Source organism: Amphibacillus indicireducens (assembly GCF_039539605.1).
GTDB lineage: Bacteria > Bacillota > Bacilli > Bacillales > Amphibacillaceae > Amphibacillus > Amphibacillus indicireducens.
Window position 1 is genome coordinate 12,197 of the sequence record NZ_BAABDL010000053.1, and the last position, 12,522, is coordinate 24,718.

The 12,522-nt window shown below is 36.3% G+C and carries 11 protein-coding genes; all 11 read right to left on the reverse strand.

Annotated features, from left to right (window positions below):
- Window positions 1-18: 18 nt before the first annotated feature.
- The 11 genes from ABD814_RS05200 to ABD814_RS05250 all read right to left on the reverse strand — a co-directional run bounded on the left by ABD814_RS05200 (window position 19) and on the right by ABD814_RS05250 (window position 12,522).
- A complete protein-coding gene (locus ABD814_RS05200) occupies window positions 19-1,005 on the reverse strand; it encodes an alpha-ketoacid dehydrogenase subunit beta (RefSeq protein WP_344911044.1) in 987 nt (328 codons plus the stop codon).
- Between the two features lie 15 nt (window positions 1,006-1,020).
- The gene (locus ABD814_RS05205) at window positions 1,021-2,010 is read right to left on the reverse strand and encodes a thiamine pyrophosphate-dependent dehydrogenase E1 component subunit alpha (protein ID WP_425549056.1); all 990 of its coding nucleotides are present in this window, start codon (window positions 2,008-2,010) and stop codon (window positions 1,021-1,023) included.
- A 7-nt stretch (window positions 2,011-2,017) separates the two neighbouring features.
- Entirely contained in the window at window positions 2,018-3,445 is a 1,428-nt protein-coding gene (lpdA, locus tag ABD814_RS05210) for a dihydrolipoyl dehydrogenase (RefSeq protein ID WP_344911047.1), read from the reverse strand.
- Between the two features lie 170 nt (window positions 3,446-3,615).
- On the reverse strand, window positions 3,616-4,971 hold the full coding sequence (locus ABD814_RS05215; RefSeq protein WP_344911049.1) for an aspartate kinase: 1,356 nt from the start codon (window positions 4,969-4,971) through the stop codon (window positions 3,616-3,618).
- A gap of 119 nt (window positions 4,972-5,090) precedes the next feature.
- Window positions 5,091-5,684: a SafA/ExsA family spore coat assembly protein gene (safA, locus tag ABD814_RS05220; RefSeq protein ID WP_344911051.1), complete on the reverse strand. Its 594-nt coding sequence runs from the start codon at window positions 5,682-5,684 to the stop codon at window positions 5,091-5,093.
- Between the two features lie 275 nt (window positions 5,685-5,959).
- On the reverse strand, window positions 5,960-6,739 hold the full coding sequence (gene spo0A / locus ABD814_RS05225; RefSeq protein WP_344911053.1) for a sporulation transcription factor Spo0A: 780 nt from the start codon (window positions 6,737-6,739) through the stop codon (window positions 5,960-5,962).
- A gap of 289 nt (window positions 6,740-7,028) precedes the next feature.
- Entirely contained in the window at window positions 7,029-8,312 is a 1,284-nt protein-coding gene (gene spoIVB / locus ABD814_RS05230; RefSeq protein ID WP_344911055.1) for a SpoIVB peptidase, read from the reverse strand.
- Between the two features lie 192 nt (window positions 8,313-8,504).
- Window positions 8,505-10,238, reverse strand: coding sequence for a DNA repair protein RecN (recN, locus tag ABD814_RS05235; protein ID WP_425549055.1), 1,734 nt, complete (start codon window positions 10,236-10,238; stop codon window positions 8,505-8,507).
- A 24-nt stretch (window positions 10,239-10,262) separates the two neighbouring features.
- Entirely contained in the window at window positions 10,263-10,712 is a 450-nt protein-coding gene (ahrC, locus tag ABD814_RS05240) for a transcriptional regulator AhrC/ArgR (protein WP_344911059.1), read from the reverse strand.
- 24 nt (window positions 10,713-10,736) lie between these two features.
- The gene (locus ABD814_RS05245; protein WP_344911061.1) at window positions 10,737-11,555 is read right to left on the reverse strand and encodes a TlyA family RNA methyltransferase; all 819 of its coding nucleotides are present in this window, start codon (window positions 11,553-11,555) and stop codon (window positions 10,737-10,739) included.
- An 82-nt stretch (window positions 11,556-11,637) separates the two neighbouring features.
- Complete coding sequence (locus ABD814_RS05250) at window positions 11,638-12,522, reverse strand: polyprenyl synthetase family protein (protein WP_344911063.1); 885 nt, start codon at window positions 12,520-12,522, stop codon at window positions 11,638-11,640.

Below are 12,522 nucleotides of genomic sequence, written 5' to 3' on the forward strand. Positions count from 1 at the left end.
CTGAATCCCTCCAATCTACTAAAATAGAGCCAAATCGATCATAGCTTGTTTAATTTTATCTTTATTGACCATAAATTCTTTTTCTAATGTTGGTGCATACGGCATCGCCGGTACGTCTGGACCAGCTAACCTCTGAATTGGTGCATCTAAATCAAATAAACAGTGTTCAGCGATAATTGCTGAAACCTCACTAATAATACTGCCTTCTTTATTGTCTTCAGTAACGAGTAACACTTTGCCCGTCTGTTTCGCTGCTTGAATGATAGCAACTTGATCTAATGGGTAGACTGTTCTTAAATCAAGGACATGTACATCAATCTCTTTTTCGGTTGCTAGCTCATTGGCTATTTCTTTTACATAATGCAACATTAAACCATACGAAATAACGGTGATATCTGATCCTTCACGAACGAGATTTGCTTTTCCAATAGGGATCAGTTCATCCGTTTCTGGTACTTCTTCTTTTAATAATCGATACGCTCGCTTATGTTCAAAGAATAGAACTGGATCCGGATCACGAATAGCTGCTTTTAATAACCCTTTTGCATCTCTTGGACTTGATGGCATCACGATTTTTAATCCTGGTTGATTCGCAAAAATAGCTTCCATCGATTGTGAATGATAGAGTGCCCCGTGAACACCACCGCCATAAGGTGCCCTAATTGTGATCGGGCTACTCCAGTCATTATTTGAACGATAGCGTAACTTAGCTGCTTCAGAAATAATCTGGTTAACAGCAGGTAAAATAAAATCAGCAAACTGAATTTCTGCAATTGGAATCATCCCGTACATCGCAGCTCCAATACCAACACCAACAATCGCTGATTCAGCTAACGGTGTATCTATGACTCGTTTTTCGCCAAACTGCTCATAAAGACCATCAGTTGCACGAAAAACTCCCCCACGTTTACCTACATCTTCACCTAAGATAAAGACCTTCTCATCACGTTCCATCTCTTCTTTCATCGCCAATTGAATCGCTTCAATATATGATAATACAGACATTGTTTCTTCCCTCCCTTACTGATAAACACCATCATAGAGTGTTTCAACTGATGGATATGGTGCTTTTTCAGCAGCTTCTGTTGCTTGATTGATCTCAACTTTAATCGCAGCTTCCATTTCTGATTCGATCTGATCAGTTAATATATTTTTTTTAACTAAATATTGTCTAAACGTATGAAGACCGTCTTGTTCTTTTGCTTGATCAATCTCTTCTTGTGTCCGATAAGTCATATCATCATCATCACTTGAGTGTGCCGTTAAACGGTAACTGACCGCTTCAATCAGTGACGGACCTTCCCCTTTAAGTGCACGATCTCGAGCTTTTTTTATCGCTTGATAAACAGCTAATGGATTATTGCCGTCAATCGTTTCCCCATACATGCCGTAGCCAATCGCACGATCCGAAATTTTTTCACAAGCAACTTGTTTATTTAATGGGACCGAGATCGCATATTGATTGTTTTCAACCATAATGATGACCGGTAATTTATGAACAGCGGCAAAGTTGGCTCCTTCATGAAAATCACCTTGATTCGTAGAACCTTCACCTAAAGTGACAAATGAAATCGCTTGATCGTTATTCATTTGGCAAGCTAGGCCAACACCTACCGCATGTGGGACTTGGGTAGTAACTGGTGATGAGCCTGACAACATGCGTAATCGCTTCGAACCAAAATGCCCAGGCATCTGTCTTCCACCCGAGTTTGGATCAGCTGCTTTTGCAAATGCTTGCATCATTAAATCTTTAACTGTCATCCCCAATGCAAGTACAACACCAAAATCTCGATAATATGGTGCTGTATAATCACGCTCACGATCCAAGGCATAGGCGGCACCAACTTGTTGAGCTTCCTGTCCTTGACATGATACTAAAAAAGGTATTTTCCCCGCGCGGTTAAGGAGCCATGTCCGCTCATCAAAACGACGCGCTGTTAGCATTAAACGATACATTTCTAATACGTCATCATCTGTTAATTGTAAATCTTCATGATTAATCATTTGAATACTCCTCTCATAAGCTATGAACTGGCTGATCATCAATTGCCAGCGCCACTTCTTGAATCGCTTCACTTAACGATGGGTGTGGATGAATGCTGTAGCCGATTTCTGCAGCAGTTGCATCGAGCAACATCGCCAGACTGGTTTCAGCAATTAATTCGGTTACTTGATTACCGATCATGTGCACACCAAGTAAATCTTTTGTATCTTGGTCAATAATCATTTTTACAAATCCGCTATTATCACCATTAACTAATGCTTTACCAATTGCTGAAAAAGGTAGTTTTTTTACTTTAATGTTCAGACCTTGATCAGATGCTTCAGCTTCACTTAAACCAACTGTGGCAACTTCTGGTTGACTGTAAACACAACTTGGGACAAAGGCCTGTTGCTGAAACTTATCGAGCTGCCCAACCATATGCTCAACGGCTAGCTTGCCTTCATGTGCAGCGACATGTGCCAACTGTTCCCCACCGATGCAGTCACCAACAGCATAGATATGATCTTCTTTTGTTTGATAATATTTATTAACATCGATAAAACCAGCTGAATCGGTCGTAATTGACGTATTACTAATTCCAATATCAGCTAGATTAGCTGAACGCCCTATTGCAACGAGCACTTGATCGGTTATGATTGTCTGCTTTTCTTTTTTATCAGTTAACTCAAGTTCAACTGCTTGATTGCTAATAATCCTGTGATTAATAACTGTATTGTTTGTTAAGACGTTGATACCTTTTGTCTTTAAATCTTTTGCTAATTGTTTGGCGATTTCTTGATCAAATGATGGTAACAGCTGTGTTTGGTTTTCGATTAACGTGACATTGACACCAAAATCATTAAGCATTGAAGCCCATTCTACCCCAATCACGCCACCACCAATAATCGCTATCGATTCAGGTAATTTTTCTAATCTTAAAGCATCATCAGACGATAAAATAAACTTGCCATCAAATGGTAGAAGATCCAATTGATTTGCTACCGTACCTGTTGCAAGCAAAACGTGCTTACCAATTAAAATTGTATTTTCTTGTTCTCCTTCATGTTCAACCGAGATTGCTCCCGCCATCGGTGAAAAGATTGATGGCCCTAATAAACGGCCATAACCATTGAATATGTTTATTTTATTATGTTTCATTAAATGTTGGAGTCCACGATAAAGTTGGTTAACAACATCTTCTTTTCGTGCTTGGATTTTAGCAAAATGGAGTACCGGATTTGACGTTTCAATGCCATATTGCTGACTGTTAAGCACATCTTGATAAAACGATGCACTTTTTAAAAGCGTCTTCGTTGGGATACATCCCTTGTGTAAACATGTACCGCCAATTAATTCTTTTTCAACTAAAGCAACACTTAACCCTAACTGTCGAGCACGAATGGCTGCGATATAGCCCCCCATACCACCACCTAATATTACTAGGTCATAATTTTCACTCATAAAAAAAGCTCCTTTTCCAATAAAGTTAGTGTGCGAAGGATCAATTACTCATTTATATCTTATCGTTTATCAATTATTTTAGCAAGTGATTTATTATATGATGTTAGTACCTAGTTACAATTTGTTCACAAAAATAACTGTAGCATGAATGAGCTACAGTTATTTTAATACTATTTATTAAAAAAAACTTGATAAAGTGATTTTACTGCGTCATTGACAGCTTTTTCTTTAATGCCAAACATTAAAGAAACCTCTGAAGAACCTTGATTAATCATTTCAATATTAACATTTGCATCTTTGAATGCTTTTGCAGCAGTGTAAGCTGTTCCAACTTGACTCTGCATGCCTTCTCCAACGATCATCACTAGTGCTAATCCACGCTCAACATGGACTTGGTCAGGTTTTAACTCTGCCTTAATTCGCTCAAGCACGATCTCTTCTTTTTGCTCATCCATCTGTTCTTCCCGCATAATTACTGACAAGTCATCGATTCCTGAAGGTGTATGTTCATAAGAAATCCCCTCATCTTCTAAAATTTGCAATAGTTTGCGTCCGAAACCAACTTCCCTGTTCATTAAGTATTTACTAATGTATATACTCATAAATCCATTATCACTAGCGATTCCAACTACAGGATTAGCTTGAATATCGACTTCTTTTTTAGAGACAATAATCGTACCGAGGGCATCGGGGTTATTTGTGTTCTTAATACAAACTGGAATTTCAGCACGAACAGCTGGGATTAAAGCTTCTGCATGAAAAACAGAAAAACCAGCATACGATAGTTCTCTCATTTCTTTATATGTTAAAGCCGTAATTTCTTTAGGATTTTTAACGATCGATGGATTGACACAATAAACAGAATCAACATCAGTGAAATTCTCATAAAGCTCTGCCTTCACACCTGCCGCAACGATTGAACCGGTAATGTCTGATCCACCTCTGGAAAATGTTACCAACTTCCCTGCCGATGTGTAACCAAAGAATCCAGGAATAATCAAAATTTCTTCATATTCTCTTAATCGATAGATTTCCGCAAAACTTTCTTCAAGAATTTGTGCGCCACCAGGCTGTTCACTCAGGATCAATCCTGCATCTTTCGGATTCAAATATCGAGCGTTAATTCCAAGTGATTGTAAGTATTCACTGAGTATCTGCGCAAGTGTGTCTTCACCAATTGCTTTAATAGCATCTAACTTAAAGTTTAAATCACCATCACTCTGAAAAATTTCTGTCACATGAGATTCAATCTTAGTTATAACTTGATTTGATAACCCTAAATCATCGACAATTGAATGAAACCGAGCAATAACTTCAGCTAACTCAGCATGATACTTTTGTTTTCTCTGATACGATTCGCCAAGTTCAATCAATAAATCAGTTACTTTAACATCATCAGCATGACGTTTTCCAGGAGCAGAGACGATAATTACACGTCTCTGCTCATCTGCTTGAATAATTGTGGCTACCTTTTTTAATTGTACGGCATCTGCTACTGAACTTCCCCCAAATTTGGCTACTTTCATCATATACATCTCCAATATTATTTTTCTATATCAAATCTTACCACAAAAAATAATATATTGTTATAGAAAATTCAGTTTATTTTAAAATAGATGGAGATGATTGAACCGAACTTACTTTGTCAGCGCTTTATAAACATTTGTGTCCAGTATTTACCGTCTTCAACATAGCCAACTCCGATATGACTGAAATCACCTAGAATGTTAGCGCGGTGACCTGAACTGTTCATCCAAGCCCTAAAAACAGCATGTGGCGTCTGTTGTCCACGTGCAATGTTTTCAGCCGCCCGACGATACTGAAGTCCAAAATCCTGAATCATATCAAATGGCGATCCATATACAGGACTTGTATGTGAAAAATAATTATTTTCTAACATATCAGCTGATTTAATTCTTGCAACCCTTGATAATTGCCAATCTGGACGAAGCTCATTCAACCCATTACGAACGCGCTCTTGATTGACTAGCTGAATGACGATATGTTCCGTGTGTTTAATCGCATCAATATTTGGAATTGAAATTTTGTCTTTTGGATAAATTAAATCTGGGTTTTCAAGCTGAGGATTAGCCTCAATGATTTCTGTCACCCCAATTTGATACTTGAGTGCAATCTTCCAAAGTGTATCATTAGGTTGAACAGTATACGTTGACTCGGCATGTATATTTATCGGAATTAAGATAAACAACACTCCAATTAAAACTATAATTTTTTTCATAAAAAAACCTCCTTTTTGCTTAGTTTGGGCAAAAAAAAGGTTAGTATACGTTACTTTTAACACATTACTCGATCATCAATTTAATTTTTTTTACTTTAGCTTGATTAGCTCAGCGATTTAAATTTTAATGATAGAAAACGAACACTTGAGCAGAATTGGTTAATCTTCATATTACAGCAACTTCTTTGTTTACTTTGCTATAAAGAGTTAGACTTCTGCAGTTAAAATCCTCTTTTACCGATTCCAAAAACGATAAAAGAGGATTTAATCAATTGTTAACTCGCACGATATTCAAGTCTTAAATGATCAGCAACCATTGCGATGAATTCGCTATTAGTCGGTTTTGCTTTTGAACTGCTGACAGTGTAGCCAAATAATTCAGAGATGGAGTCGATATTTCCGCGACTCCAAGCAACTTCAATCGCATGGCGGATCGCACGTTCAACACGTGATGGTGTCGTATTGTATTTTTTTGCAATGTCTGGATAAAGCACTTTCGTAATTGAGCCTAATAATTCAACGTTATTAAAAATCATCGTAATCGCTTCTCGTAAATACATGTAGCCTTTAATATGTGCCGGGACGCCAACTTCATGGATGATATTTGTAATGCTAGCTTCTAAATCAAACTTCTTTTGTTTATGATCTGGGTGTTTCGCCGTTTTTCGTTCTATTTTTGGTTTACCATAAACTTGCCTCACTTGATCAGCTAAGTATTCTAAATCAAATGGCTTCAAGATAAAGTATGACGCACCTAGGTTAGCAGCCTTTTTCATCACATCTTCTTGACCGAAGGCGGTTAGCATGATGACATGAGGTTGTTTTTTTAACTCTAGATTTCTCATTTCCGTTAATACAGCTAATCCATCCATATGAGGCATAATAATATCTAAGATGACAACATCTGGATTCGTTTCTGTTAAGAGTTCCAAACTATCCCTTCCGTTATGAGCGACACCTACAATTTCGATGTCTTGTTGTGTTTCAAAATACTCCTCCATTACTCTGACTAGTTCCTGGTTGTCATCAACCAAACAAATTTTAATCTTTGACACATTTAATTCCTCCTTATTATGCTATCTACTCCTAACTAAGATTCGACGAAAAATCGCTTATCCCTTTTTAATCATCCAAGAAAATTTTTATTCGCTAAAACTTCTGTCAATTCGCTAAAAACACAAAAATTAATTAGCTTTAATTCCTTTTTTTATCTATTTTGTCGAAAATAATTTATTAAGATTATAACATACTTCAGTGAGTTGGGCGATTTCCTAATGTAAATATACATTAAAAAATAGCGCTAAGTTAATCGCGCTATTTTTGGTTCGATTATGAATTAAGCAATTAGCCTGCTTGCGCAAAGGTTTCTTTGTAATTTATTTCTGCCTCTTCTAACATCCACTCAATATGAATCCCATAACCAGATGTAGGGTCATTCACGAAAACATGTGTTACTGCTCCAACAATTTTATTGTCCTGAATGATTGGGCTTCCGCTCATCCCTTGAACAATCCCACCTGTTTTCTCAAGTAAACGTTCATCGGTTACTTTAATAACCATTCCCTTTGTAGCTGGATTTGTTTGTTCGATTGCACTGATAATTTCAATGTCAAATGTTTCAACTTCCTCTTCATTCACAACGGTTAAAATTTGTGCGGGACCTTCTTTTACTTCATTGCTATAAGCGATAGGTAATGGATCAATGGTATCCGCATCTTTTAAATCAATGCTTAATTGTCCAAAAACTCCAAACGAGCTATTCTTAGTGATGTTTCCTAATAAATTCTCATTTTTATTAAATGATGCCCTTTTTTCACCGGGTATGCCACTATCCCCTTTCTGGATCGATGTGATTCTAGATTTTACAATTGTTCCAGACTTTATTTCAATCGGTTCTTTCGTATCGACATCAGCAATTACATGCCCAAGTGCACCATACATATTTGTTTTTGGATCAAAGAAAGTTAAAGTTCCGATTCCAGCCGCTGAATCTCTAATATATAAACCAATTTTGTAACTATCTGTTTTTTCATCATATGATGGCATTAATTCTTCTTCAAATGTTTGATGATTGCGCTGGAATTTAACTTTGATGGGTTGATTATTAGCACCAGATTCTGACACAATTGGGCCAATATCAGCAATTGTTTGAATCACTTGCTCGTTCATTTCTAAAATATTATCGCCAATTTTTATCCCTAAATCACGTCCAGGTGATTCACTTTCTTCACCTTCGCCTAAATAATGATAACCAACAACTAATACCCCTAAAGTTTCTAAATTTACCCCTATTGATTGACCTCCAGGAATGACTTGATATTGTTGTTTGACATTGACATTAATTCTTTTTAGCGGAAAATCTTTATACTGATATTTTAAGTTAGTTTTGCCAACTTTAAGTGGTTCAACGGAGCTATTGTTTAATTTAATGATGTCTTGCTCAGATTGATCAATTAGATTAAATGAATGAGCAGAATCAGTTAGTTGAAATGTTTCAGTACTATTTGTATATAGATTAACCTCTGTTGGAATGGTTAAATAATTTTTGACTGTTGGAAAAAATGGTAGTCCAAATAACACAATGAATAAAACGATTCCACAGATTGATTTGATTAATTGTCTTTTCACAATTCACTCTCCTTCGCTGTTTGTTTTATTTTTTTCTGTACCTCTACTTTGACCTTTTTCACAGCTTTTTAAACCAAGTAAAGTTCTCAAAAACTTGAGAAGATTTCCTTCTTTACATATAAAAAAAGAAGCTTAATTTGAATAAGCTTCTTAATCCACAAATTATTATTTTTTCGTATTAATCGATAAAAATTAATTACTTTTAAAATCTTTAGCTCTAGTGATTAATTCTTTAGCGTGACTAACTGAGGCATCAGTTAAGGTTGTACCTGTTGTCATCCGGGCTAATTCTTCAATTCGATTGGATTCCTCTAATTGGATCACCGTCGTGTATGTTTCTTTATTTGTCGTTCCTTTTTCAATTAGTAAATGATTGTCTGCCATTGCAGCAACTTGTGGTAAATGCGTAATACATAAAACTTGTGAATCAAGTGAAATCGTATGAATTTTTTCAGCGATCGCTTGTGCAACTCTACCACTAACACCTGTATCAACCTCATCAAAGATTACACTTGTCACACCTTGATGTTTGGCAAAAACCTTTTTAAATGCAAGCATGATCCTTGATAACTCACCACCTGATGCAACGCGATCCAACGGTTTAACTGGTTCACCAGGATTTGTTGACAGTAAAAAGCGAACTTGATCAAAACCTGTCTCACCTAGTTGAACGGGTTTACCTAAAAGTTCGGGATCATCTGGTTTTCCACCACGAATCTGAATTTCTGTTTCAAACTGAGCTTTCTCCATGTAAAGATCCTTCAGTTCGGTTTTAATGACTTTAATTAAACGCTTGGCACCATTAACACGCAAATCATGCAATTGTTTTGCTTCAATTAAAGCATCTTCAGCTAGCTCAGTGATTTCTTCTGTCATCTCCTGCAGTGATTGATCACGATTCTCTAATTGTTCAATTTCATCCTCAATTTCTGCAGCATATTCAATGATCTCATTTACTGTAGAACCATATTTTCTAATCAACAGATGAATTTCATTTAAACGTGATTCGATCATAGCTAATCGTTCAGGTTCATACGCAAGCTGATCCAAATAATTTCGTAGTTCAATACTAATCTCTTCAAACATATAGTAATTATTCGAATAATTCTCGGTGACCTTTTTTAATTCCTCTTCGTGACTACTTGCTGTCTCTAAAGCACTTAAGCCCAACGAAAGCCAATCGAGTCCCTTATGCTCACCTCTTAATGCATTATATGTTTCTTCAACATTTGTATAGATTTGTTCAAAATTAACCAGTTTTTCACGTTCTTTTCTTAATTCAAGATCTTCATTTACAGTTAGATTTGCTTGATTAATTTCATTTAATTGAAAACGAAGTAAATCAAGCCGTTGAATTGATTCTTGTTCATTATGCTTCAAGGAATCAAAAACTGTTTTTGTTTTCTTTAATTTTTGATACACTTTTTGATAATCGTTATAGATATCAGCGTTATGTTCTTGATTAAATAAGTCCAACAAAGCTAAGTGTCGACTAGAGTCAAGCAGTGATTGCGTCTCGTGTTGTGAGTGAATATCAATTAATGTTTGTCCGAATTCACGTAAAATCGCTAATGTTACCAATGATCCATTCACACGACAGATACTTTTTCCTTTTGCACTAATTGTTCGATGCAGGACGATCATACCTTCTGAATCATATTCAATACCGTATTCTGCAAACAATTTGTAAATTGCATGTTTGGGATCTTCGATCGTAAATAAACCTTCCAAAACAGCTTTATTTTCACCATGCCGAACATATTCTACCGAGCCTCTTCCTCCAGCAAGTAGCCCAATTGCATCAATAATGATTGATTTTCCTGCACCAGTCTCACCAGTTAAAACGGTTAAGCCATCATTAAAAGAAATCGTTAGTTGATTAATGATGGTAAAGTTCTGAATTGAAAGTTCAGTTAACAAAACCACTCACCTCAATTAAATAGAAAAATTTTAAAGCATTTCTAGAAATTTCTTTTCAATCTCAGGAGTCACATCTTCGTTCCGACAAATAATTAAGATTGTATCATCCCCACAAATAGTGCCAAGAATATCATCCCATTGCAAGTGATCAATTAAAGTACCAAGTGCATTTGCATTACCGGGTAAAGTTTTTAACACTAAAAAATGCGTTGCTTTATCGATACTTACAAATGAATCTTGCATTAATCGTTTAAGCTTTTCTAATGGGTTAAACCGTCGATCAGCTGGCAAGCTATACTTATAGCTTCCATTTTCAGTTGGCACCTTAATTAAATGTAGTTCTTTGATATCTCTTGAGATCGTTGCTTGTGTCACGTTATAGCCTTCACTTCTTAAAATATCAACTAGTTCTTCTTGTGTTTCAACATCATGCTGATTAATGTACTCCCGAATTTTTATATGTCGTTGTCCTTTTTTCATTTAAACATCCCCTCTCTTATAAAACTAAAAGGCCTGATGTGCTTCAGTAACAATTTGATTAATTTTATTTGTATAATCTTCAAATGTAACCGCTTTATTTGGTTGATAGCTAAAATGTGCTAAGAACTCAATGTTACCATCCCCACCAGTGATTGGTGAATAAGTTAATCCCTTTAAGACTAAATCGTTATCAGCAGCGACTGCAATTGTATCTTGTAGTACTGTTTTATGAACAGCAGGATTTCTTACAATTCCGCGGTTTTCAACTTTGTCTTTTCCTGCTTCAAATTGGGGTTTTATCAAAGCGACTAAATCAGCGTTTTCTGTAAGAATCGCTTGTAATGGTGGGAAAATTAATTTTAATGAGATGAATGACACGTCAATTGTAGCAAAATTAGGTTGACCAACAGTGAATAGCTCGGGAGTTGCATAACGAAAGTTCGTCCGTTCCATTACAATTACCCTGTCATCATTTCTTAATTTCCATGCCAGCTGATTATAGCCCACATCAATAGCATAACAAAGTTCGATGCCGTTTTGTAAGGCGCAATCAGTAAAACCACCTGTTGATGCACCAACATCAACCATAATTCGTCCGTTCAGATCAAGCTCGAATACTTTTAATGCTTTTTCTAATTTTAATCCACCCCGTCCAACATAAGGAATCGCTTTTCCTTTGATCGTGAGTGGAATATTTGAATGAACTTTGACTCCAGGTTTATCCAATCGATCAGTCCCTGAAAATACAAGACCAGCCATAATACTGCGTTTTGCTTGTTCACGTGTTTCGACTAAGCCTCTTTCAACAACTAAGACATCCAGTCTAACTTTTTTTATTGTCATAATATCTTTTATCCTCTACTTTAGCCAAGGTGATCACCTGACTATTTAATAATCTCGATGATAAGTATTTAAATTAAAAAAATTATGCATCTCGGTCGCTTATATAATTAACGAGTGAAGCGAGCATTGAATTTGCAATGGTGGCCTCTTCTAATAACTTGATTGCCATCGCAACATTCTTTTCTTTTACTTTAATTGCCCCGTCTATTCCTAATAACTTCGGATAAGTACTTTTTTCATTATCTTGGTCACTACCGACTTGTTTCCCAAGCTTTATTTGATCACCCTCAACATCAAGTATATCATCCTGAATTTGAAAAAGTAATCCAATATGGTGACCATATTGCTTAACAGCCAAGCGTTCAGTTTGTGAGGCACCAGCCAAATATGCACCCATTTCCACTGCAAAAATTAATAATTCACCTGTCTTCAATTGGTGAATTTGTTCGAGTTGAGCTATATCTATCTGTTTCTCTTCCGCTTCAAGATCAAGTATTTGTCCTGCGACCATGCCAGATGAACCTGAAGCGATGCTTAGTCGATTGATAACCGTTACTTTTTGCTCAGCTGATAACTGTTTTGCTTCTGTAATCACTTGAAATGCCATTGTCAATAAAGCATCTCCAGCTAAGATTGCCGTTGCTTCATCAAACTGAATATGATTCGTTGGTTGTCCACGTCTAAGCTGGTCATCATCCATTGCCGGCAAATCATCGTGAATCAGTGAGTATGTATGAATCATCTCAAGTGCTACGGCTACTGGAAGTACATCATCTCTTGTGCCACCAAATGCCTCTGCACTAGCAATCATAAGTATCGGTCGAATTCGCTTCCCACCAGCTTTAATTGAATAAAGCATTGAGTTTTTTAGTGTTGTTGGAATATTCATTCGTTCAACTATTTCAATAATCGCTTGATTAACAATTAATTGATTCTCTTTTATATAATCATTTAGCTGGACTGCCAT